Below are 26,098 nucleotides of genomic sequence, written 5' to 3' on the forward strand. Positions count from 1 at the left end.
TTAATAATAAACTGTTTAATAAATTTTAATGATTTTTCTCTTCTTAAAGAGAAGTCGCTTTGTAACTAATATTATTTAGAATAAACGAGAGTTAGTATTTAATTAATTAAGCTAAAATTTAAGCATTTCGAATAGTTTTAGAGAATTTATATTTTATAAACTTTTCAAACTGCTTATTTAAACAAACATTAATATTTTTAATGTAGATTTTTATAAATTTAGGTAAGAGTAACTAATTCTATCTATATAGAAAAGGATTGTTTACTAAAACAATTATAGAGAACTGTTTACTAAAAGCGTTTATTTTAAAAATAATTTTTATAGGACCTTTTCATTTCTAAATATCAATATTACTCGCATTTAGCGCGTTATCTTCAATAAACATACGACGTGGTTCTACTGCATCTCCCATTAATGTAGAAAATAATTGATCTGCTTCAAAAGCGTCTTGTATCATGACACGTAACATGCAACGACTTTTTGGATTCATAGTTGTTTCCCATAACTGATTAGGATTCATTTCACCCAAACCTTTATAACGTTGCACTGCTAATCCTTGACGTGATTCTTTCTTCAACCATTCTAAAGCTTGTTCAAAACTAGTTACTAACTGATGATGTGCACCACGTTCAATATAAATCTCTCCTTCAATAAAATTTTTTAAAGTCTTTCCTAATGTTACTAATTTCTGATATTCATTACTTTGAATAAATTCATAATCTAATAGATAATCTATGTCAAAACCATTTACGCACACTCGAAGTAACGGTTCAAATAATTGATGTTCAAAGTTTTTTCTTATTTGGTAATTATAACGATTACCTTGTTTTTCATTGTCATTTAGTTTTTTTATTAACAAAGACATCCAATTTACAAGCAAATCTTGTTGACCTAAATGCGTTTTAGTCAAAACTGGTTGGTAAATTAAACAATTTAATAAAGCGCGAGGAAAACGCCTTTCCATACGACATATCATTTTTTGTATAGAATAATGTTCAACTATAAGTTCTTTTAGGGCTTTGCCAGTCAAAACAACATTACCAGCATTAGTGTGCAACTCCGCACCATCTGTTGCTAAAGCTATCTGATATTGATCCATAGCCTCATCATCTTTAATGTACTGCTCTCGCTTACCTTGCTTTACTTTGTAAAGTGGTGGTTGAGCAATAAATATATGACCACGTTTAATGAGTTCTGGCATTTGTCGATAAAAAAAAGTTAGTAATAAAGTACGAATATGAGATCCATCAACGTCAGCATCAGTCATTATAATGATATGATGGTATCGTAATTTATCTGGATTATATTCATCTTGACCAATTCCACAACCAAGGGCAGTAATAAGTGTAGCAACCTCTTGTGAAGAGAGCATCTTATCAAAGGGTGCTTTTTCAACATTGAGAATTTTTCCTTTTAATGGCAATACCGCCTGATTTTTTCGATTACGACCTTGTTTAGCTGAACCACCTGCGGAATCACCCTCTACTAAATAGAGTTCTGATAACGTTGGATCGCGTTCCTGACAATCTGCTAACTTACCAGACAAATTGTTTAGATCAAACGCTCCTCCTTTGTTGCGTCGCGTTATCTCTCTTGCTTTACGAGCAGCCTCGCGAGCTCGTGCAGCATCAATAGTTTTTCCTATTATGATTTTTGCATCATTAGGATTTTCTAAAAGAAACGCTAGCAAGTGTTCGCCCATTAATGACTCTACTGCTGATTTTACTTCAGATGAAACCAATTTATCTTTAGTTTGAGATGAAAATTTTGGATTCGGTACTTTAACAGAAACGATAGCAAGAATTCCTTCGCGAGTGTCATCTCCAATCATAACAATTTTAGCTTTCTTGCTGTAACCCTCTTTGTCCATATAAGTATGAAGAGTGCGAGTTATTGCTGTACGAAAACCTGCTAAATGAGTACCTCCATCACGTTGTGGAATATTATTTGTAAAACAGTATACGTTATCTTGAATCCCTTTGTTCCATTGCAGTGCAATTTCTACATTGATTGCATCTTTTTCAGCAGAAAAGTAAAATATATTCAGGTGAGCAGGATTTTTATTTTTATTTAAATATTTTACAAAAGCCTTAATACCACCTTTATAGTGAAAAAAATCGGTCTTATTACTTCGCTTATCACAAAGATGAATAGATATACCAGAATTTAGAAAAGATAATTCTCGCAATCGTTTTGCTAAAACTTCATATTGAAATTCAATTTTATTAGAAAATATAGTTGTGTTGGGCCAAAATCGTATAACAGTACCTGTCTTATCAGATTGCCCTATTACTTTCAAAGGAAATTTAGGTATTCCAGTATAATAAATTTGTTGATATACCTTACCTTCTCGTTTTATTACTAGTTCAAGTTTTTCTGACAAGGCGTTTACCACTGAAACACCAACGCCATGCAAACCACCTGAGACTTTGTAAGAATTTTCATCAAATTTTCCTCCAGCATGCAATGTAGTCATGATAACTTCAGCTGCAGAAATTCCTTCTTCTTTATGAATTCCGGTTGGAATTCCACGACCATCATCTTGAACAGAAATTGAATTATCATTATGAATGGTTACTGTAATTTCCTTGCAATAACCAGCAAGAGCTTCATCAATAGCATTGTCTACAACCTCAAATACCATGTGATGCAAGCCAGTTCCGTCATCAGTATCACCAATATACATCCCTGGTCGTATGCGAACTGCATCTAATCCTTTAAGGATTTTAATACTTGAAGAATCGTAAAAATTTTTCATTAATATTTCCTGCTCTTTTCGTATATAATTTAGTTAAAGGTATCTCCTTTTTTTTATTTTAAATGTTTTGTTTTTTATTGGAAATATTAGAGATTTGATTTAACTGTCAGTGGCATTTAGAATTTACTAGTCACTAGTAACCTTAGGTATTTTATCAAAAATTGCTAATATCTAAAATATAGTTCAGCATATAAAGTTACTAAATAAGTAAAGATTTCACTGGCCATTTCGGCGAAACATAAGATTTTGTCCTTAAATCAAGAAGAAATTTACAAACTAATAATTTCAACTAACGTCTTGAGATAATTTACAAATTTTTTAGGGCTTATAGCAAGAGTTTTTAAATTGTTTTTATGCGAACTAAATTCAATATAAATTAGAAACAATTGGATCAAAATAATTTTTTATTAATTTTCTGAGAAAGCTTTTTTGTCCCAGCCATATTAAAAAACAAAGTTAGTGAAATCAGCAAATTTGACAGATTTAGTTTTATGAAATTGCATATTGATAAATGTAATAAAATTACTTTCTCTTTCTGAGAAAGAAAAATCAGATTTGCATAGGCATAACAATGTAAATAGCACTTTGATTAGAACTATCTTCAATTTGAACTCCAGATGTACAATTCATAAAACTTAGTCGGATTTTTTCACATCTTAACACATTTAATATATCAAGTATGTAATTAACATTAAAGCCAATTTCTGCTTCATTGCCTTCATAGAAAATATCTAGAATTTCTTCTGCTTCTTCCTGTTTTGTGTTATTAGCAGTAATCTTCAACCTTGTAGAACTAAAATGTAAACGTACCCCACGGAATCTCTCATTAGAAAAAATGGCAGCTCGAATAAGAGATTGTCTAAACTTATTACAGTCAATTTCTAATATATTGTTTTTATTTTTTGGCAGTACACGACGATAATCTGGAAAACATCCATCAATCAATCTAGAAGTGAAAATATAATCCCCAATAATAATTCGCAGATTATTGTTACCAATTTGAAATCTTACAATATTTTCATCAATAACATCCAAAATTCGTATTAACTCTATTACTCCTCGCCGTGGCATAATAATAGAATGAAATGGAAGACGATCCGAACTAATAGGCATACTGCATATTGCCAGGCGATGTCCATCAGTAGCTATTGTGCTTAATTTTTCATCCTCAATTTCAAATAATAAACCGTTAAGACAATAACGTATATCTTGTTGAGCCATAGAAAAATATGTCGATTCAATTAATTGCTTTAATACAGATCGCATTAAACTAAATTCTATTTTTTTTTGCCATTTTTTTAGACAAGGAAAATCCGATGCAGGTAATGTAGAAAGTAAATAACGGCTTTGTCCTGAATGAATTAATAATTTTTCACCTTCAAGTTTCATTGAAACCTTAGCTTCTTTGGGCAAACTACGAAAAATATCAAAGAGCTTTCGTGCTGGTACCGTAACAGCACCTAATTCATAGGTGGTATCTATTAACATAACTTGAGTAATAATTTCTACTTCTAGATTGGTGCTAATTAATAACAAAGTACCTTTAGATACTTGCAATAGTAAATTAGCTAGAATTGGCAAGTGTAAAGAACTTCTTAACGGATTATTAAGGTACTGTAATGGTTTGAGCAATCTATCTCGTTCAATAGTAAATTTCATTAATGATCATAAAAAAAATATTTTCTACTAAAAAATTTTGTTTTTTTTGACTCACGCATTGAGTTATTTTCTTTATTTAAGAACGAAATGCAATACTGCTTAGTCATTGTACTTAAATTTCAACTTTTACTAAAAAGTAATTATCCAAGCAACATTAATATATGGAATAAAATTGAGTTTTACGATAATTTTTTTGCTATAACTCTCAAAATTAGCTTTTATCTAAAGCAGATAGGATGCACATTAATGCTAAGTTGCTAGAAATTTTAGTCTACAGTACAGAGTATTCAAATACTTTTTTAGAGTATGTTAATTATGTAATTTAAAATCTAATTTCGTTATTTTTACTTGATCCCCCATTTCTAACGGTTAAGTTTAATATATAATGAAAATAAACCACATGAGTGAAAGATTAATTACTTGGATTAAGAACAATATTGCACAATATCAAAATTTAATCTAAAAATATTTAGTCATTGTAATATTATTTGATCTATCTTTGATAGTTCTTTTTGAAAGATTAAATAAAAGTTGAAAATAATATTGTTAAATAACAAATGTGAAATACTATAAGTAAAAATGAAAATTAAACACATATAACTAACAGTATATTTATCTTCTTAGGAGCAGAGAAACGGTAAACGCATTAGAAATATAAAATGTATACAAAATGAGTCTTACTTAAGAGCACTTAAAAACAGAGAAGTTACGCTAAAAATAGATTTAATTTTTTTAAAAATTTAAATTTTTGACTGAATATTGCAGGCATAACTCTAATTTTTAGAAAAAACAGTCTAAGATTTAACTCTTTGTGTATATTGTTTATTCAATGAAAGATATTAAGAAATATATATCTGTATTGCAAGTAGAGAATTTGACTTAAAGCTTTAATTTGTTTACATTTTCTTTATATCCTTGAAACGTTTTATAGTTAGGAGAAGCAGATACTTGAAATTTATAAAAGATTTTCAAAATTAACCAAATAAAAAAAAGTAAACTTCATTATGAAACGCACATTTCAACCATCTGTATTAAAAAGAAATCGTTCTCATGGCTTTCGTATACGTATGAAAAAAAAAAGCGGACGTCGCATTCTATCGCGTCGACGTGCAAAAGGCAGAATGCGCTTGACTTCATCTTCTAAATGAGTTTCGTGATGATGAGGCTTATGTTTTCACGAAAATTAAGATTATTAACTTCTGCGCACTTTGCTTTTGTATTTCAAAAACCAAAAAAAGTAAGTGCATTAAATATTAGTATTTTCGGTCGACTAAATACCTTGGCATATCCACGGATTGGGATTACAATCGCCAAGAAACATGTAAAACAAGCTCATGAAAGAAATCGAATAAAACGTCTTGTGCGGGAAAGTTTTCGTTTGTTTCAACATGCTTTACCTGCAATGGATTTTGTAATTACTGTCAAAAAAAATATATCCAATTTGGATAACCGTTCCCTAACGGAGACGTTAGGAAAATTATGGCATTTCTATTTTCTTTTCTCTCAAATCCACTGACTAAATTGATACGTGTGTATCAACTCACAATTAGTCCATTATTTGGACCAAATTGTAGGTTTACGCCTACATGTTCGCAGTATGGAATTGAGTCGATAAGCAAATTTGGTATGTTGAAAGGTGGTTGGTTAACAGTAAAACGCGTATTGAAATGTCACTCTTTACATGAAGGCGGCAAAGATCCCGTACCACCTAAATTTTGGAAATAGAGAACATTAATACTATGGATGTGCAACGTAATCTTTTCGTCATAGCTTTACTATTCGTATCTTTTATAATTTGGCAAACATGGCAAATCGACCATAATTTTAAGCCTGCTACTCAATTTGAAAATACTACTACCTTAGTAGACTTAGATAGACAAGCACCAATAGCGAGTAAAGAAAAAAAAATTATTTCAATTAAAACTGATGTGCTCTTGCTAAATATTAATGCTTATGGTGGTGATATTGAAGATGCTTTTTTACTGTCTTATCCAAAGGAACTAAATTCGTTGCAACCCTTCCATTTATTGGAAACTTCTTCTAAGTTTATTTATCAAGCACAAAGTGGATTTACTGGAAAAAATGGTCCGGATAATCCTGTTAATGGTGTTCGTCCTCTGTTTATCACAGATCAGAGTACATATGTACTAAAAAAAGATCAAACAAAACTAGTTGTACCACTAACTTATATGTCTTTAGACGGAGTTAAATATACTAAAACCTTTGTTTTAAAACGCGGCAATTTTGCACTAGATATCATTTTTTCCATTAAAAATACTAGCGTTAAACCAGTTGAATTAACACTTTTTGGACAACTGAAACAATCCATTAATTTACCTAAGTCGCATGACAGTAAACGTCATAATTTTGCATTACATGCTTACCGTGGAGCGGCTTACTCTACTATTAATGAAAAATATCAGAAATATAGCTTTAAAGATATAAAAAACAAAAATTTAAATATTGATAGTAACGGCGGTTGGATAGCTATGCTACAACAATATTTCGTTGCAGCTTGGATTCCTTCCATTCTGGATAAAAATACTTTTTACACGTCAGAATTAAACAATAACTTAGCAATAATTGGATTTAAGTCTCCTTCTTTTACTGTTCTGCCAAACAGTCAAAGCGAAATGAAATCTGTACTTTGGATCGGTCCTAATATTCAAGATAAATTAGCATCTGTCGCTCCGCATTTAGATTTAACGGTTGATTACGGTTGGTTATGGTTTATTTCTCAACCATTATTTAAATTATTAAAGTTTATTTACAGCTATGTTGGTAACTGGGGTTTTTCTATAATCATCATTACATTTATTGTACGTGGGATCATGTATCCTTTAACTAAAACACAATATATTTCGGTAGCAAGAATGCGTGTACTGCAACCAAAACTGATAGCAATACGTGAACGACTAAGTAATAATAAACAACAACAAAGTCAAGAAATAATGGCGCTTTACAAGAAAGAAAAAGTTAACCCATTAGGTGGATGTCTTCCTTTTTTAATTCAGATGCCTATATTTTTAGCTCTATATTATATGCTATCAAGTTCTGTTGAGTTACGTCATGCACCATTTGCATTATGGATTTATGATTTGTCATCACAAGATCCGTATTACGTTCTTCCAGTTTTAATGGGGGTTACTATGCTTTTTATACAAAAAATGTCTCCTTCTACTATTACTGATCCAGTGCAACGAAAATTTATAACCTTTATGCCGGTAATTTTTACTTTATTTTTTTTATGGTTTCCTTCAGGATTAGTTTTATACTATATAGTCAGCAACTTAGTAACTATCATTCAACAACAACTAATTTTTCGTGGTTTAGAAAAACATGGTCTATATAACAAAAAGAAAAAACATTAAAAAAACCACAAATTTGAAAAATATATATTTTTATTGATGATAAAACTATTGATTAGTCTGTTTTAATTTAAAATAAATGCAATGTAAAAAATCTTTCCCATTCAATCAAACAGACACTATTGCTGCTCTTGCCACTCCACCAGGGGTTGGAGGAGTGGGTATTTTACGTGTTTCTGGATCGTTAACTGTTCAAGTGGCTCATGCATTACTCGGAAGAGTTCCCAGTCCTCGACAGGCCGAATATTTACCATTTCGCAATAAAAAAGGTGAAACGATTGATCAGGGAATTGCGATATTCTTTCCACATCCTCACTCCCTTACAGGAGAGGATATCTTGGAATTACATGGGCACGGAGGCCCAGTTGTACTCGATTTGCTGTTAGAGCATATTGTTGGAGTACATGGAGTACGTATTGCGCGCCCTGGTGAATTTTTAGAACGCGCTTTCCTTAATGACAAGCTAGATTTAGTTCAAGCTGAAGCTGTCGCTGATCTTATCAATGCCAGTTCAGTTCAAGCTGCACGTTTAGCAGTAAATTCATTACAAGGTATATTTTCCAATCATATTCAAGAAATAGTCAAATCAATTACTAAATTGCGCATTCATATTGAAGTGGATATTGATTTTCCTAACGAAGAAAAAACTGACTATTCTTTATCTAAAGATAAAATTAACACGGATCTAAATAAAATTATTTTTCAACTTAATCAAACGTATGACAAAGCGAATCAAGGCAATTTACTGCGCGAAGGAATAAAAGTAGTAATAGCCGGAAAACCAAATGTCGGTAAGTCCAGTTTACTAAATATCCTGGTTGGACGTGAAGCAGCAATTGTCACTAGTATTGCTGGTACGACGCGCGACGTTATAAGAGAAAATATCCATATTAACGGAATACCATTAAATATTGTTGATACTGCTGGGCTTCGAAAGACTAGTGATGAAATAGAACGCATTGGCATTGAGCGAGCTAAAGCCGAAATTGAACAAGCAGATCATATACTTTTTGTTGTAGACAAAACCGTTACATCTCTTAATGATTTAAACAAACTCAGTTCTGAACTTATTAATTTTTCTCAACCCATGTCAGTACCAGTCACCATTATACAAAATAAAGCAGATCTTACTGGAGAAAATGTTAGATGTAGGAAAATAGGTAATCATCCCTGCATTATTTTATCAGCACGATCTGGTGCAGGAGTAAATCTATTGCTTTCTCATTTGAGAATGAGCGTTGGTTTTAAGAAAAATATAGAGGGAATTTTTCTAACCAGACGTCGTCATTTGCATGCATTGAAAGCAGCCATTTTCCATTTACAAAATGGAAGGAAACAGTTATCGACTAATCACTTTCATGAATTATTAGCTGAAAATCTTCGTTTAGCGCAACAATCTTTAAATGAGATTACTGGTGAATTTAAAACTAATGATTTACTTGACGAAATTTTTTCCAAATTTTGTATTGGAAAATAATGCTTATCTTTAATTAAGATATATAAAATAGTCATTAAGAGGTTAATTCCATTAAGAAAAGTCGCTCTTATTTTAAATACTATCAAGATAAAACTTTTCTGAAATAAAAAAGCAGCTAATTAGCTCATAATCATTCGCAATAACAATCTAGGTGAAAATTGTCTAAAGGTTCTAGTGATTTTGGAGGTCTAATATCTAGTTTTTTGCCTATTTTACCATTATATAGAACAGTAGGAATTTCGTAATCATTGTTATATTCCGGTAAGAAAATTGAATTAGGTAAATAAATAAGTGCCCGCAAAGAAGGTGTTTGTAAATATCTTTCGTGATCATTCGCTTGGGTATTACAATCATAATGATACAAAGAGCATGACTCAGTTAACATAGTCACGCTTGCTAAAGCAAGCGCTAGCTTTGATATCCGAAAAATGAATATTTTAAACATAACATAAGTTCTCTAGAGAGTTTAAATTAAACCTGCGTGTAATAATGCTTTCTTTAGTATAAGACGCCCAGATTTCTTTAGTGAAGTCATTGGCAGGCGTAGTGTATCCTTTTCAATTAATCCTACTACTTTGCAAGCCCACTTAATAGGTATCGGATTAGTTTCATAAAAAAGATTGCGATGTAAAGGTATCAACTTTTTATTAAGACATCGTGCTTCGGCTAAACTACCTCTAGCAACTAAAGTGCAAATTTTTGCTATTTCCTTTGCTGCGACATTTGCAGTTACGGAAATTACTCCTTTGCCACCTAATTGCATAAAATCTAATGCGCTTTCATCATCACCGCTCAAAAGTATAAAATTATCACTAACTAACTCTTGAATTTGATTAACGCGCTTCAGGTCTCCTGTTGCATCCTTAATACCAACAATATTTTTAATATTTGCTAAACGAGCAACGGTAGATGGCAAAATATCGCAACCGGTTCGTATTGGAACATTATATAAAATTTGCGGTAGGTCACTGTTTTCAGCAATAGCCTTAAAATGATAAAAAAGTCCTTTTTGATTTGGACAATTGAAATAAGGAGTAACAATAAGATATCCCATTACACCACTATCATTAAATCTCTTAGCTATTAAAATTGCTTCGTTGGTAGAGTTTGTACTTATTCCGCTAATGATAGGAATACGCCCTTCACTAATTTCAATGGACCAAGTTACTAGTTTATAATATTCCTCATGAGTGAGAGTAGATATTTCTCCAGTTGTTCCTGCTATCACAATTGCTGTGGTACCACTTTCAATATGGTAATTAATCAGTTTGTTCAAACTGATCTGATCAATAGCACCATACTCATTCATCGGAGTAATCAAAGCAACTAAACTACCCTTAAGGTAAGTTATCATTGATTTTTTATTATCAATTAAAGAATACGACATTGGCTGCTTTTAAAAATAAAAAATTCATTGAAATCATCCGTCAATATAGTTTCACTGAAATAATCAAAACTTATTGTTTAATTTCGCTTCGAAATCTTAATTGAAAAAGAGAAATCTTTACTCTGTTGATTTAGTGAAAGGTTACTTATTTGTTACCAGAATATATATAGATCTTTTTAAGAAAATTTAGTTGTTAATTTTACTGTACATTTACAGTTTTTTCTCTCTCTGATGAAAAATTATTTCATCTTTCGTTCCAGTAAAAATTTATTTATAGTGCAAAGACTACGCTAAAAATGTTTTCTAAACATACGTTCGCATTTATTTTTTATCCATGGTATCATATAATCTTTATCCCATAAATAAATAAAGTAATCTGTCAATTTGCTCTTACATATTAAGAAAGCAGTTAAAAAAAGAAACAAAATTTTGATGGTTTTTCTTAAATCAAATAAATCAAAAGTTAACTCTCTCTTAAAAGAGAGAGCTAGCTTTGTATGGTTGCATCTTCTTCATTGCGATTTAATTAAAAAGTAAGTTTTAGAAAAAATTTCTCGAAAACAAAATTAAAAGTTTTATTAGTTTCTAATTTATATCTAATAAAATTAGATTGATACGTGCATAATTTACATGTTAATACGAATCCGCGCCACGACAACTGAAATACAATAATATTTTGTATTTTCTCTTTTCTAGAAGAGAATTAATTCCAATTATTTTACTAACAATTGCTAGATAATTTTTTCTATTATAAAATAGAATTTTTATGCAGAATTTAGTTGACCCGATTTTGCTACCTAAAAAATTTAGTGTATAAATTATAATTTAGCTGATAATATAATTTTGCTTTAAACTATCTATTTTAGACTTTACGTGAAATAACATTTTTAGTTATTTTGAATATTTTTCACTACGTTCTTTCTTTACGAGAAATCAGAAAAAATTTTAAAGTAAGCCTGTACAACCTATTATTTGAATAAACAATTCCAGTTATAAAAGATATTTTCTTTTAGTCAAAAGAATAAATATAATAGGAGCTAATAGTTTTTTTTAATTAAAAAAGCACTGAAATTATTTCAAAGCGTTTCTTTTTAAAAGAAAAATATAACAAATTTAGACAATTAAAAAATTTACATTGATGTTTAAAAAATATTAAAATAATAAACTTGTTTCAAACAATATTGAAAGCAATCTACTAGCGTAACTTTGCTCTTTTACATATAAAATTTTATGTTGCAAAAGAGCAAAAGTAAAAAGTTAATAACAATTAATAACGCTTTATTTTAGAAAAATTTTGTTAATGATACGTTGGCTCTATTAAAAACTAATAAAATTATTTCTTAATAATAAGAAAATAAAAAAATAAAAGACATTTATTAATAAATTTTTTGAATATTTTAATGGAAAAACAATTAATGATTTGTCTTAGTAAAGATTTAAAAATTAGAATTTATTTTGTTCCAAAAATTTTATCACCAGCATCACCTAGTCCAGGAATAATGTATCCTTTTTCATCCAATCCTTTATCGATAGCTGCTATGTAAAGTTCTATATCAGGATGTGCTTTTTTTAATGCAGCAATACCTTCAGGCGCTGCTACTAGTACCAGAGCTCTGATGCATGTACAACCCGCTTTTTTTAATAAATTAATAACAGTAATTATCGAGCCTCCAGTTGCCAACATTAAATCCATTACTAATGCCATCCGTTCATTTATATTTGATACCAGCTTGTGAAAATAAGGAACTGGTGTTAGAGTATTTTTTTCACGATAAATGCCAACTACGCTAATGCGCGCACTAGGTAGATTTTCTAAAATTCCATCCATCATTCCTAATCCAGCTCGTAATATAGGTACAACTGTAACTTTTTTTCCTTTAATTTGATCAATTTCAACAGGACCACACCATCCATCAATGGTAACTTTTCCAGTTTCCATATCAGTGGTTGCAACATAAGTCAATAAACCACCTACTTCTGAAGCAAGCTCGCGAAAACGTTTCGTACTAATATCATGAGCACGCATCAATCCAAGTTTATGTTTCACTAATGGATGTTTAACTTCAATAATTTTCATATATCTCTCCATAGAGCAACGAAAGATTCAATTTTTAAGAAATTATAACGTGTTTGTATATGATTAGATATTATGAATTAATTCTTAGTTTTACTTAAATCAATTTACGTGACATACAATATATCTCATTGTAAAGTGATTTTTTTAAAAATCTTCGATTGCAAGATATAATTTTTAAGTTTGGAATATTTTTATATCATTAAATAACTGAAAATTCTTTTTCATGTTAAAACTTTCAAATCTAATAGTTGCAAAGTTATATTTGAATCATCAGGTTCTTCTTAAAGAAGACCCATTTAAATAAAAATATTGGAATTTTCATTCATAAAATGAAATAATGTTTTATATCTATTAAGCTTCAGTAAAAAGATATTATTTATTTTATTTACTTGTTCAAATATGGCATGCCTTTATAGAAGGTAAACATATTAAACTATATAAGCAATCAGGACTTTAAATATAAAAAAGTATATTAATATTCATTTTTTAAATGATTGTTAAATTTAATTAACCAAAAATTAAGAAAAAGATATTTAAGCAAATTTTGCTTTAGCAAGCATTACCAAAATTATTTATATAGCAATTGAAATTAAAAAATTTAACTAAAATTTTTTTTCTAGAAACTCAAATTTTTTAGTAAAATTTTCTTATAAAGAATTATAATTTATCTGAGTTAAAATTCATATGTATAATTTTAATTAATCTCTTAAAACATTATTAACTTGAATAAGCTGAAGTAATATTTATTAATAATATTAAATTTGCTCGTTAATTGATGCATGTTTGATTTTGATATTTATTCAAGTCGATAAATAATTACTTGCAAATTAAGTAAATCTTTTTAGGTCTAAAAAAATTTTTAGTATAATAAAATATATCGTTATTGTGAATTTATACTTTATATAAGCGTATTTAATTGTAAATGTACTTTACAAAACAAATTGTTGCCGTAATTAACAAAGTTAACTATAAAATTCATCAAATTTCTTTTTTACTTTTAATAAAAATAAAGACAGAGGTAAAATTATCTTCTTCTTAAAAGAAATTTTAAGAAAAAGTTTGAGTTAGCTATATAACAAGTAAACACAAATAATTAATAGAAAAATCGAAAAATAAACTAATTATATTTATCTAATCGTCAAATTAGATTTTTAAGTCATTTTATAAGAAAAATGTCTACTCCCATTCAATCGTGGAAGGGGGTTTATTAGAAATGTCATACACAACGCGAGAAATACCTTCGACCTCATTAATAATCCGGTTGGAAACATGATTTAAAAAATCATAAGGCAAATATGCCCAATTTGCTGTCATAAAGTTGACAGTTTCAATTGCGCGAAGAGAAATAGTCCAATCATATCTGCGAATATCTCCCATAATGCCAACAGAACGTACAGGTAAAAATATCGTAAAAGCCTGACTTATTTTAGAGTACAAGTTTTCTTTTATTAGTTCTTCAATAAAAATTGCATCGGTGCGACGCAATAAATCACAATACTCTTTTTTTACTTCACCTAGCACGCGTACGCTAAATCCAGGACCAGGAAAAGGATGACAATAAAGCATCTCGTAAGGCAATCCAAGCTCCAAACCTATTTTACGCACTTCGTCTTTAAAAAGCCCTTTGAGGGGTTCTACTAAACCCATTTTTATATTTTTTGGCATACCACCAACATTATGATGTGATTTAATGACGTTATATCTATTGCCAATAATTGAAGAGGATTCAATTATATCTGGATAAATAGTTCCTTGTGCCAGCCATTTTACATTGGTGAGCTGCATTGCTTGTTCGTAAAATATTTCCATAAAAACTCTACCAATGGATTTTCGCTTTTCCTCTGGATCAATAATGCCAGCCAATGCAGAAAAAAATCTATCTTCTGCAAGAATATGAATGATTTTCAAACCGTAGCGATATCCGAATGTTCTTATTAATTGATTCGATTGATCGTGATGCAGGAGTCCATTATCAATAAATACGCAAGTAAGCTGATCACCAATAGCTCGGTGCAACAGCATTGCAGTTACTGACGAATCTACACCGCCAGACAATCCGAGGATCACTCCATCATTTTTAACTTGTTTTCGAATGCGAATTATAACATCATCAATTACTTTAACTGAAGTCCAAAATGTTGAACATTTGCAAATATTAAAAATAAAACGTTCAAAGATGCGGGTTCCTTGTTTAGTATGCGTAACTTCAGGATGAAATTGTATTCCATATAATTGTTTTTTTTCATTAGCCATAATAACACATGGGCAAACTTTAGTACTGGCGATGATAGAAAAACCTTTTGGAACACTGACAACCATATCATTATGACTCATCCAAACATCTAACAATGGTGTTCCGTTAGAACTAACATTATCTTGAATATTACGTATTAGAGGACTATTAATTAATATTTCTACTTGAGCGGAACCAAATTCACCTTTCGATGCATTACAAACCGTTCCTCCGAGTTGGACTGCTATAATATGCATACCGTAACAAATACCAAGCACTGGTATTCCAGCACGGAAGATGTAATCTGATACACGTAAGCTGCTATGTTCAGTTATACTTTCTGGACTTCCAGACAGTATAATCCCTCTAGGTTTAAGATTACGTATTTGTATCTCAGTTGTATTCCATGACCAAAGCTTACAATGAACTCCTAATGCATGTATTTGATTTGCAATTAGTTGAGTATATTGGGAGCCAAAATCTAAGAGAAGAATTCCGTTGTAGATATTACTTTTCATTAATCATCTGTCATGCTTTAAGTTACTTCTTTTACCTTTTTTGATTTAGCTAGAAAGCAATTATTCGACCAGTTTCGAATCTTGGATTTTCTTTTGACTCTGTTAGGAAAAGGATTTTTGCTTTCATTAAATTGAATATGTATAGGTACGCCAACAATATTAAGTATTCGACGAAAATAATTTATTAAGTATTGTTTATAATTATTAGGCAGTTTTTTGACTTGTGAACCATGAATTATTATGGCTAGCGGATTGTATCCACCAACATGAGCATATTTAGGTTTTATGCGATACCCTCCTTGTATTAATGGTGGCTGATGTTCTTTTATAGCCATGCGCATAATACGAGTCAGATATGCTGTATTTATTCTTTTAATAGAACACAAATATGCTTCTTCTACAGAAGAAAACAAATTTTCCATCCCAGTACCGTATAATGCAGAGACGTAATGTATACGGATAAAATTAACAAATTTTAGACGCTGCTCTAGTATTTCTTTTTCTTCTTCGTTTGATTTATGTTCGGATACTTGATCCCACTTATTTGCTATAATTACTAGACAGCGACCGCTGTTAAGTATTAACTTAAGCAATGAAAAATCTTGATTACAAATACCTTCGTAAGCATCAATCACTAACAAGACAACATTAGTATTTTCAATAGTTTGTAATGTTTTAATAACAGAAAACTTTTCTACGGTTTCTTTAATTTTACAACACTTACGTACTCCAGCAGTATCAATTAAAACGTATTTCTTTCTATTTCGTACTATAGGTACGTGTATACAATCGCGCGTAGTACCAGGAGTATCGTAAACTACCATACGTTCTTTTCCGAGAATTCGATTTATCAACGTAGATTTGCCGACATTAGGGCGTCCTATAATTGCAACTTTTATCGGATTAGATTTTGAAATTAAAAACTCTTCTTTTGATTTGTTAGGTTCTGCAAATAAGATATTCCTTATTAAGGGCAATAAAGTTTCTTTAACAAGAATGTTTATACTTTTTTCGCATAAAGCAGAAATAAAAACAATCTTTCCAACTGTACATATAGAAAAAAAGTCTTTTTCTAGATTGAGAACACTGTTTTTTTCAGTTTTATTAATAGCAATTACTACAGATTTTTTACGGTTATATAAATATTTAGCAATACTTTTATCGTTTTCTATCAATCCAATTTGTCCATCTATAACAAACAAAATAATATCAGCTTCATCAATTGCTATCATAGATTGCTGGGTTATACAAGCCTCTATTTCTTTGCAGCTACCATTTATTCCACCAGTGTCAATAACAATAAATGCATAACCATTCCATTCAGCAAAACCGTAATTGCGATCGCGTGTTAGGCCAGAAAAATTTGCTACCAGCGCATGGCGAGTACCCGTTAATTTATTAAATAGAGTAGATTTACCTACATTTGATCTGCCAATCAACGCTATAACTGGTATTGTCATTATTTAATTTTAAATAACTCCTCAGCATACTTTATTAAGACGGAAAATGACCACCTTCAATATTTTTTAAGGGATGGTTTTTCCGAAATGTATTAAAAATTTAGCTTTTTTAAAGCTAAGCTACAATGCAAAAAAATATTTTCTATCAGAAAATTAGGACACACATAGTACAGATTATGTAATTATCTTTATCTGCTAGATAAACTCTTTTTTTTTCAAAAAAAATTAGTTGAAAGAACCTATATTTTGCATTCAAAAATTTCAATCACCAGCAGTATAAACACTATTAATAAATTTATGCGATAAATTATACCGTAGCTCATGTTGTGAAACATGATAACCTATCCGTGTTTTCTTAATTATAGCAATTTTATAGAACCACTAATTAAATACATGCCTTGTTATTAAGTTAATTACTACTCTTAATTAATTTTTATTCATTTATCTGACTGTTGTGATTATCTTTTTCAGTAATAACAACAAGTTTCGTTTTTAGTGAAAACTCATCATGAAAACTAATAAAAATAGGGGGTATCAAGACTAACAGTTTATTGTATGATTTATTGTTCTTATTACTTGTATGTATCATTTTTATATTATTAGTGTAAAACACTAATATTTTTTATTAACTTCTGACAAGAAGACCCTTTTTGTAATTATTGTATTCTAAGCGCGCAATATCACTGTCTTTGCATTAATTATATTTTTAAGCTAAGTTAAAACTAATTTTTGACTGATCTATAACTAAATCATTAAAAGTTGACCTAAATATTTGCATACGAAACAGTCATTTTTCAATCGCAATATTTCTAAAATACTAGGTTTTTTTCATGATTGAAAAGTAGAATTATTGTGAATTTACAATTTTCTTCCATGCGTATATGTATAACTTTCTTCATAAGAAATTTTTTAAATTATAATTCCAGCTAGAAAATTATTATTAACCTGACCTAAAAATAGAGTTAAAATTTAACTGAACTGTTAATTGATTTTATTCAAGTGAGAATAATTAATGCCTTGTTGCTTTTAATGCTAAGTCTCAAATAAGTCTACTAATTTATACATAAATGACATAATAAGAAGTTGCAACATCTTTAACTGTTTTTAATCAATTTAAATCTTGTTGAAAAAGAGGATTATTTTAAGTTTATCAAATTAACGTTCACAACACTTTATCATAGTAAAGCATACTGTTCATAATCTATTGTTACTATGTTTAACAGTTCAATTATACAATTGCGTATTTCTGCAAACATTTCTTTTTAAAGAAAAGAATCTTTGTTTTTTAATTATATCGAAACAGGAATCCCTTCACGATTTAATATATCTGGCAAGTTTTATCAAAATCTTTAATGCAGTTCCGTATGCGATATTTATAGCAGCATTTGCCAAAATAAATTTTCTATGAAAGAAAACATCAGATCATTTTTTCGTTACTATTTTTCAACACATATTACGTATTGATTGCTATAAGCAATCGGTAAATTTTTACATTTTATCAAATTTTAGTAAATTAAATATTTTCAATATATTTTTCTTTTTTATTTAGAATTTCTTGCAATCGTGCAGCAACAAATTTTTGCTCTAGTATTTCTTGAGTGCTTGTAGACAAATCTTTTATTATTATTTTCCCAAAATTCATTTCTTCTTCTCTAAGAAGGAGAACAAGGCGAGCGCCATATTTATTTGCACGGCGAAACTGTTTCTTAATATTTCCACCTCCGTGATTAATCATTAATCTTAAGAGCGGTAACGTATCACGAAGTTTTTCTGCTAATTGTAGCGCAACACATTGTTGTAAATTTCCTCCATCTACTATTAGATAAACATCTATGTAGTTTTTTACAAAAAATTTGGGGTTAACTTTCTTCGTTAAGAAAACTAATCTTTCCATTCCTATTGCAAAACCAATTGCAGGGGTAGGGTTACATCCTCCCAAATGTTCTATTAAATTATCGTATCGTCCACCACCACAAATAGTATTTTGCGATCCTGTCAAGCGAGGACTAGTCCATTCGAAGATTGTTCGATTATAATAATCTAGTCCTCTTGCGAGACGATGGTTAATTGTGTATGGAACATTAACTAGCTCTAATAACTTACAAAGTTCGGAAAAATGAACTTTAGAATCATTGTCGAGATAGTCAGTTAAAATAGGAGCTTTTTTTAGGAAATTCTGAGTATTAGGGTTTTTTGTATCCAATATTCGAATTGGATTAACATACATGTGCCGGCGACTATCATCATCTAGTTGGTTTTCATATTGACGTAAAAATTCTTTTAGAGCTTCAGAATATCTCTCGCGCGTTGATAATGAACCAATGGAGTTCAGTTCTAATTTCATGTGTTCACAAATACCAAGATCTCTCCAACAACGAGCTGTAAGAAGGATAAGTTCAGCGTCAACATCAGGTCCACAGTGTCCGAATATTTCGACTCCAGTTTGATAAAATTGTCGATATCGACCTTTTTGTGGACGTTCATAACGAAACATTGGACCCATATACCATAATCGCTGCTCTTGATTATGCAGAAAACCATGTTCAATGCCAGCTCGAATGCAGCCAGCTGTGCCTTCCGGACGTAGAGCCACATTCTTTCCGCTTCGATCAATGAAAGTATACATTTCTTTACCTACTGTATCAGTAGTAGTTCCAATAGCACGCTGAAACAATTTTGTTTGCTCAATGATAGGAAGACGAATTTCGTTATATCCATATCTAATTAATACATTTTCAACTGCCTTTTCTACCTGTTGAAAAGTAATTGCATCTTCTGATAAGAAATCGTTCATACCACGGATGGCTTGGATATTCTTTCTCATGTCATAAAATTTTTTATTTATTACTCTCTATCAAGCTTGCCATAATTCGATTTTTTTTATCTAACATTGCTGCTTTTGCGCGAATTCGCGTTTCTAATTGATTAATAATTAACTCATTGCTTAAACGTTCATTTTGACGTATTCCATTTTCATAATAGCTGCTTTTCTTATATCCACCGATTACTCCCAATGTAGACGTCATAGCTTCACCAAGACCGTTTACTATGCAACCAATAATAGATATATCCATTGGAGTAATGATGTCTTCCAGTCGCTGTTCCAACTCTTTAACAGTATTAATTACATCAAATTCTTGGCGAGAACATGTTGGGCAAGCAATAAAATTTATGCCACGAGTGCGAATCCTCAGTGATTTTAAAATATCAAAAGCAACTTTTACTTCTTCTATTGGATCTGTTGCCAGTGAAACTCGTATCGTATCACCAATACCTTCACTTAATAATAAGCCAAGTCCAATAGCGGATTTTACTGTACCGCTACGGGCTCCACCAGCTTCGGTAACACCTAAATGAATAGGCTGATCGATATGCGAGGCTAAAAGCCGAGAGGATTGTACTGTCAAAAACACGTCCGAAGCTTTTATACTAACTTTAAAACTATCAAAGTTAAGTCGATCAAAAATATTAATATGCCGCATGGCTGATTCTAATAAAGCCTCAGGAGAGGGCTTCCCGTACTTTTTTTGCAAATCGCGCTCAAGAGAACCAGCGTTAACACCAATACGAATTGGGATATTACTATCACGAGCGCAGTTCACTACAGAACGAATTTTTCTTTCATTTCCGATATTCCCTGGATTGATACGCAAGCAATCGGCTCCATATTCTGCAACTTTTAGTGCAATGCGATAATTATAGTGAATATCTGCTATCAAAGGAACAGTTACTTCTTTTTTGATTAATTTAAAAGCTTCAGCAGCATGCATAGTAGGTACTGAGACACGGACCACATCAGCACCAGCTCGCTCCAACGAACGTATTTGTTGAACTGTCGCTACAACGTCTGTAGTGCGAGTATTAGTCATTGACTGTACAATAATTGGAGCCCCATTACCTATCGGCACTTTACCAATATAAATACGTTTTGATTTTCGACGAATTATTGAGGTAGACCTACACATTTATTTTTTCCTAAATTTATGGATAGATTTGATTGGTCATCAATAGGCGGCACAGTTAATTTTGCAACTTGATTTGATTGAATAAATCGATTAAGATTTATCGATTTTCCGTGAAAATAAATCTGTGTTGCAGCAGGAGCTCCGATGCGGAGTTTATATGGAATTTGGCCAGTAAGATTTAATTTTGTACCTTTATATTTTGTGCCGCTAAATAATTTTTTTCCAGTGTCATCAAGCACTTCTAACCAACAATCGTCACTAAATATCAGAACTAGCGTATTTAGATGATTAGAGTCATTAACAAAAACATTAGCAGCATTTGATAATGTATTCGTTGGTAAAAAATACGATGATTTTATTGGATCTGTTTCATTAGCTGATGAAAACCAACTAACTTCGTCATCAACTTGTTTCATCAATGTAATTTCGTTACTCTTATTATGTAAACTTAGCAAAGAGAACTGATTAGTCATACTGGTGGTATCTTGTTGTTGTAGTCGATGATTTTGCCACCACCAAACACCTGTTAAACTAATTAAAATAGACAAAATAAGCCACGTAAGTTTCATTAACCAATTATCATACTTTTTATATGTATCAGTAAGCGAAAAGTTTTTAATTGGCATTATCTTTGATATTTTTATTGGTACTTGTTTAGCTATCATTGTTATTAATTCTTCTTCAGAAATTCTAACAAGACGTGCATAGGATCGAATATACCCTCGTAAAAATGTTAAAGAAAGGTTGGGATTAATAAAATCATTTTCGATATCTTTTACCGTGGATACTTTTAAGCAGAGCTTTTTAGCCACTAAGTGTTGACTCAATCCCATATTTTCACGGGCTTGACGTAAACGTCTTCCTATACTAGTTGATTCTTTGTTTTTCAAAATCTTAACATTCATTAATTGGAAGGAGAACTGATAACTTATTCGTTATGAAATAACCATTACTTACAAGATTTATACTAACAATTAATTTGACTAGTTTAAAAAACTGTATAGTTAATTGATGATTAACATTTATTGCAAACATAAAAGTTATGAAAATTTTAATGAATGAATGTTCGTGTTGTTATAGTTGAATTATTCGCTATGTTTTAGCGTATTCTTCATTCAAAGAAATATCCATTAAAAGAAAAAATGATTCATAAATTTTTATTTAAAAATTCTTCTAGTTATAAAAATATTGCACTTAATTATTTACTTTTATTTTTGATTGATTCAAATAGTTTGAATAAAAAAATTTAATAAGGGATACTCAACAAGTAATATTACCAATTATATGAATTTGCCTTAATAAAATTTATACTTTTAGTAACATTTCACTCTCATGTTTCAGTTTAAAAAGTTTCTTCGAACCTATTTAGATAGTCTATATTAATAATTTTTCTTCTATCTACATAATGAACATTTACTAAACTGATTGACCTATATTAATTTACTTGGTGATTTATCTTTTAAAGTTTTTTGGAACGATTTATTACGGTTCCAGTTAACTGTCCACAGGCAGCATTGATCTCATCACCACGTGACTTACGAATTATGGTAACAAATCCATAACTAATAAGAATTTTAGCAAAATGTTTTATTCGAGCGTTAGAACTACAGTTATAAAAAGCACCTGGAAACGAATTCCATGGAATAAGATTAATTTTACAAGGTACGCCTTTTAAACATTTTGCCAGCTGATGCGCGTGTTCAATTCTATCATTAAAATGATCAAGCATTACATACTCTATTGTTACATAGCCACGACTAGCACGAGATTTATTGATATAATTACGTGTAGCTGTTAGAACGGCCTTAATATTATATCTTTGATTGATTGGAACAATCTTGTTACGCATTGAATCATTTGGTGCGTGCAATGAAATTGCTAACGATACATCAATCATATTACTGAGTTTTTCTAAGGCTGGCACTATACCAGAAGTAGATAATGTCACATGCCGTTTAGAAAGACCAAAACCAAGATTATCTAACATAATTTCCATTGCAGGTACTACATTCGCGAGATTTAATAATGGTTCTCCCATACCCATCATTACTATATTAGTGATGGGGCGTTTTCCTGTAATTTTTTCTGGACCAATCATTTTAGCTACACGCCAAACTTGACCGATAATTTCAGACACTTTTAGGTTTCGATTAAAACCCTGCTGTCCAGTAGAGCAAAAAGAACACCGTAGCGCGCAACCTACCTGAGAAGAAACACAAAGCGTAGCTCGATTTTTTTCAAGAATGTAAACTGTTTCTATTTGTTGCTGATTGTCTACCTTAATGATCCATTTAATTGTTCCGTCAGAAGCATGATGTTTCTCTTTTACTTCTGGTGCACGAATTTCTGCTAACGCTTTTAGCTTAATACGTAAATTTTTATTAAGATTTGTCATGACCTCAAAATCATCACAACAGTAATGGTAAATCCACTTCATTACTTGATCAGCATGAAACGGTTTTTCTTTTAATAGCAAAAAAAATCGACGAAGTTGCTGACGATTCATGTCAAGTAGGTTTAATTTTTCTTTAGTATCAGAATTAGGAATAACTGACATTTAATACTGGAGTTCTTGGTAAGATTTAACCAACATTACTTTCATAAGTATTTATTCTCTCTGTCACTTTATGATCTAAAAAATCAGAGGTTATTTAGATAACAATTCAAATATATACACTACTCTATTTTTTAATTGAAGTAAGTTAAATTGCGAAATCTTCTTGATCAAAGAAATAAAATCAACTTAAAGACATTAAAATTGGCTTTTAATTTTTTCTTTAATAAAAGAAGGAAAGAAAACTATATAATTTTATTTATTTGTTAGCAGAATTATTTCTAAAAAATAGATTTATATAATAAAGAACAGTGCATAATATCCAACTTTTTCTTCCAATTTTAGAAGAAAATATGGTACATATTACACGGTACTTATAAATAAATAATAATTATATGTCTATTTATGTGCAATCTTTTAAGTAAATCTTCTTGTTAGAAGATAATACATGTTAGACATCTTCTCCGTTGCTTTATTTTTTCTTAAACTAATAGTCTTAAAGAAAGTTAATTTTATTAAATTAAAGTTTTTTATTAACGCCTTCTATACTAGAAACTTTTCATACTTTCACTATCCAAAAATTTTTTTAAAGTATCGTTTTTCCTATAAAAAAATTGAACGATTGGAGTTTCTATTTGAAACTTTTTCTAAGTCAATCTAATTAAAAATTAGAATTTTATTTAAATTAATTAGTTGATTAATAACTCAATTTTATTTAGGTTTTAACAAACAGAAGCAATGATTTAATTGACACAATTTTAAGAAAGTAAAAGTTTAGTCAATTTACCAAAAATATTATTTAATAAGCCATTCCATACACATCAATTTATATTAATAACTAAGTTTTTTAAACATTAATCCTTTAAAGGAGACTCTCTATTAAAAGAGATAGTGTTAAATATTAATCCTTTTCTTTAGCTAATAAAAAATTAGCTAATGTACAAACACCTAATCCAGTTGAACCTGCTGACCATTTTTCTACTTCCTTTTCATAGTAAGAGGCAGAACAATCTATATGTAACCAGTTACAGCGATAATTTTCTATAAAAAAGGATAAAAATGCTGCGGCAATACTAGCGCCCGCAGTAATTGTAGAATTACAATATGTTACGTTACTTATGTCTGCAAAGTTAGATGACAAATGACAACGATGCATTTCTGCCAAAGGCAGACGCCAAAAATACTCATGTTCTTCTCTAGCGCTTTTTATTAGTTCTTTTGCTAATATTTCATCAAAACTAAATAATGCATGGTAATCATTACCTAAGGCAATTTTTGCTGCACTAGTTAATGTAGCGCAGTCAACAATAAACTTCGGCTTAATTAAGCTAGCATCAATAAGTCCATCAGCCAATATTAAACGTCCTTCCGCATCAGTATTCATTACTTCCACGGATTTTCCATTACGATAATGGATAATATCGCCTGCTTTTAAAGCGTTTCCATTTATCATATTATCCGTGCAGCACAAAATTAACTGTACTCTTTTTTTTAATCCACGACAGATAGCCAAAGCTAATGCACCTGTTAACATAGCAGCACCACTCATATCTGACTTCATAGAATTCATGAAAACACTATTTTTCAGATGATAGCCACCTGTATCAAAAGTTACCCCTTTCCCAACTAAGCAAAACAATGTTGGGGTTTTTGTATCTCCACTTGGATTATAATCTATTGTTAATAATACTGGATTTCGATCAGAACTACGACCAACAGAATATAAACCTAAATAACGATTGTCTAATAGAGATTTACCTGCCAAAATACGATAATTTGCATCATTTTTAGCTATGGAAAAAATAAAGCCTATCGTATTCTGTACTAATTGCTCTGGACCAAGCTCATCTGCTGGTGTATTGATTGTATGTCTAACCCAATCAACAACTTTGATTCTATCATTTAATTCCTTGCGATCTTTATCTAAAAGAATTGGCCAGGTTATACAACTTTCTTTTTTAGGAGAATAAAAACCCTGCCAGAACGCCCAGCAACGATTTAAGTTCCATGCATCTCCAATTAATGCGATTTCTCTTATTCCTTGCTTACTAATTATTCGTCCTGCTTTTTGAATTGCAATCAGTGGATCATTATCTATCAAGTGAATAGTCATTACATGTTTGTTAGTACTTAGCAGTGCTTTTTCTCCCCAAAACCACTCAGCTGGTATGGAAGATATTGTAAGATGCATTATTTTTTTTATCAAAAACTTCTCCAAAAAGATTTAGACTGAATCTTAATTCTTAAATTATTATTAATGTATTGAATACCACCTGCTTCTTAGCATATCAAACACTTAAAGGAAAATTTTCTAAATATTATCTAATTATACGTTTTTCATAAAATTCTCTATAGAACTATCAAAACTAATTCCAGATTAAAAAATTTTTTCTAAAAAAGAAAATAATTTAATCTTTCAAAATTAAAAAACCGCGATAAATTTCTTCGGAATTAAGAATGATTTAATTATTAGTTTTTTTATCGCTTTTTAATAAAAAACATTGCTAGAATAATCTTTCTATTTAATGTTACTTTAAAAATAAAAAAATTTGTTTTATTTACTCTAGTAACGTTTGCTAAATAACAAATTATTGTAATGCTGTTTATTAAGCATAAAACAAATTCGCCCTAACAAAAAAACT

At 30.3% G+C, this 26,098-nt stretch carries 17 protein-coding genes; 5 read left to right on the forward strand and 12 right to left on the reverse strand.

Translation table 11 applies throughout. From position 1 onward, the window contains the following. Window positions 1–337: 337 nt before the first annotated feature. Both gyrB and dnaN read right to left on the reverse strand, forming a co-directional pair. Window positions 338–2,758: a DNA topoisomerase (ATP-hydrolyzing) subunit B gene (gene gyrB, locus JK145_RS01695; RefSeq protein WP_220665121.1), complete on the reverse strand. Its 2,421-nt coding sequence runs from the start codon at window positions 2,756–2,758 to the stop codon at window positions 338–340. A 549-nt stretch (window positions 2,759–3,307) separates the two neighbouring features. Then, the gene (dnaN, locus tag JK145_RS01700) at window positions 3,308–4,417 is read right to left on the reverse strand and encodes a DNA polymerase III subunit beta (RefSeq protein ID WP_220665122.1); all 1,110 of its coding nucleotides are present in this window, start codon (window positions 4,415–4,417) and stop codon (window positions 3,308–3,310) included. A 1,004-nt stretch (window positions 4,418–5,421) separates the two neighbouring features. Here dnaN and rpmH point away from each other — a divergent pair. From rpmH to mnmE, 5 genes are all read left to right on the forward strand, one after another. Continuing rightward, window positions 5,422–5,565, forward strand: a complete 144-nt coding sequence (rpmH, locus tag JK145_RS01705) for a 50S ribosomal protein L34 (protein WP_220665123.1) — start codon at window positions 5,422–5,424, stop codon at window positions 5,563–5,565. Window positions 5,566–5,573: 8 nt separating this feature from the next. After that, window positions 5,574–5,933, forward strand: a complete 360-nt coding sequence (rnpA, locus tag JK145_RS01710; protein ID WP_220665124.1) for a ribonuclease P protein component — start codon at window positions 5,574–5,576, stop codon at window positions 5,931–5,933. After that, on the forward strand, window positions 5,897–6,142 hold the full coding sequence (yidD, locus tag JK145_RS01715) for a membrane protein insertion efficiency factor YidD (protein ID WP_220665125.1): 246 nt from the start codon (window positions 5,897–5,899) through the stop codon (window positions 6,140–6,142). Before rnpA ends, yidD begins: the two co-directional genes overlap by 37 nt. A gap of 14 nt (window positions 6,143–6,156) precedes the next feature. Then, the gene (gene yidC, locus JK145_RS01720; RefSeq protein WP_220665126.1) at window positions 6,157–7,788 is read left to right on the forward strand and encodes a membrane protein insertase YidC; all 1,632 of its coding nucleotides are present in this window, start codon (window positions 6,157–6,159) and stop codon (window positions 7,786–7,788) included. A 76-nt stretch (window positions 7,789–7,864) separates the two neighbouring features. Next, window positions 7,865–9,262, forward strand: a complete 1,398-nt coding sequence (gene mnmE, locus JK145_RS01725) for a tRNA uridine-5-carboxymethylaminomethyl(34) synthesis GTPase MnmE (RefSeq protein WP_220665127.1) — start codon at window positions 7,865–7,867, stop codon at window positions 9,260–9,262. Window positions 9,263–9,392: 130 nt separating this feature from the next. Here mnmE and bamC read toward each other — a convergent pair whose 3' ends face one another. From bamC to pepB, 10 genes are all read right to left on the reverse strand, one after another. Then, the gene (gene bamC / locus JK145_RS01730; RefSeq protein WP_220665128.1) at window positions 9,393–9,707 is read right to left on the reverse strand and encodes an outer membrane protein assembly factor BamC; all 315 of its coding nucleotides are present in this window, start codon (window positions 9,705–9,707) and stop codon (window positions 9,393–9,395) included. A gap of 21 nt (window positions 9,708–9,728) precedes the next feature. Continuing rightward, the gene (gene dapA / locus JK145_RS01735; RefSeq protein ID WP_220665261.1) at window positions 9,729–10,616 is read right to left on the reverse strand and encodes a 4-hydroxy-tetrahydrodipicolinate synthase; all 888 of its coding nucleotides are present in this window, start codon (window positions 10,614–10,616) and stop codon (window positions 9,729–9,731) included. A 1,483-nt stretch (window positions 10,617–12,099) separates the two neighbouring features. Further along, window positions 12,100–12,726 carry a uracil phosphoribosyltransferase gene (gene upp / locus JK145_RS01740; protein ID WP_220665129.1) on the reverse strand — a complete coding sequence of 209 codons (627 nt, stop codon included), beginning with the start codon at window positions 12,724–12,726 and terminating at the stop codon, window positions 12,100–12,102. 1,176 nt (window positions 12,727–13,902) lie between these two features. After that, entirely contained in the window at window positions 13,903–15,477 is a 1,575-nt protein-coding gene (gene guaA, locus JK145_RS01745; RefSeq protein ID WP_220665130.1) for a glutamine-hydrolyzing GMP synthase, read from the reverse strand. 17 nt (window positions 15,478–15,494) lie between these two features. After that, the gene (der, locus tag JK145_RS01750; protein ID WP_220665131.1) at window positions 15,495–16,937 is read right to left on the reverse strand and encodes a ribosome biogenesis GTPase Der; all 1,443 of its coding nucleotides are present in this window, start codon (window positions 16,935–16,937) and stop codon (window positions 15,495–15,497) included. Between the two features lie 1,513 nt (window positions 16,938–18,450). Beyond that, window positions 18,451–19,761: a histidine--tRNA ligase gene (gene hisS, locus JK145_RS01755; protein ID WP_220665132.1), complete on the reverse strand. Its 1,311-nt coding sequence runs from the start codon at window positions 19,759–19,761 to the stop codon at window positions 18,451–18,453. 13 nt (window positions 19,762–19,774) lie between these two features. Continuing rightward, a complete protein-coding gene (ispG, locus tag JK145_RS01760; RefSeq protein ID WP_220665133.1) occupies window positions 19,775–20,902 on the reverse strand; it encodes a flavodoxin-dependent (E)-4-hydroxy-3-methylbut-2-enyl-diphosphate synthase in 1,128 nt (375 codons plus the stop codon). Then, on the reverse strand, window positions 20,881–21,807 hold the full coding sequence (rodZ, locus tag JK145_RS01765) for a cytoskeleton protein RodZ (RefSeq protein WP_220665134.1): 927 nt from the start codon (window positions 21,805–21,807) through the stop codon (window positions 20,881–20,883). The genes ispG and rodZ overlap by 22 nt, the downstream gene beginning before the upstream one ends. Before the next feature lie 554 nt (window positions 21,808–22,361). Then, window positions 22,362–23,459: a bifunctional tRNA (adenosine(37)-C2)-methyltransferase TrmG/ribosomal RNA large subunit methyltransferase RlmN gene (locus JK145_RS01770; RefSeq protein ID WP_220665135.1), complete on the reverse strand. Its 1,098-nt coding sequence runs from the start codon at window positions 23,457–23,459 to the stop codon at window positions 22,362–22,364. An 898-nt stretch (window positions 23,460–24,357) separates the two neighbouring features. Beyond that, window positions 24,358–25,647, reverse strand: coding sequence for an aminopeptidase PepB (gene pepB / locus JK145_RS01775; RefSeq protein ID WP_220665136.1), 1,290 nt, complete (start codon window positions 25,645–25,647; stop codon window positions 24,358–24,360). Window positions 25,648–26,098 lie beyond the last annotated feature (451 nt).

The sequence above is a fragment of the Sodalis sp. CWE genome (assembly GCF_019646055.1).
In the GTDB taxonomy this organism is placed as follows: Bacteria; Pseudomonadota; Gammaproteobacteria; order Enterobacterales; family Enterobacteriaceae; genus CWE.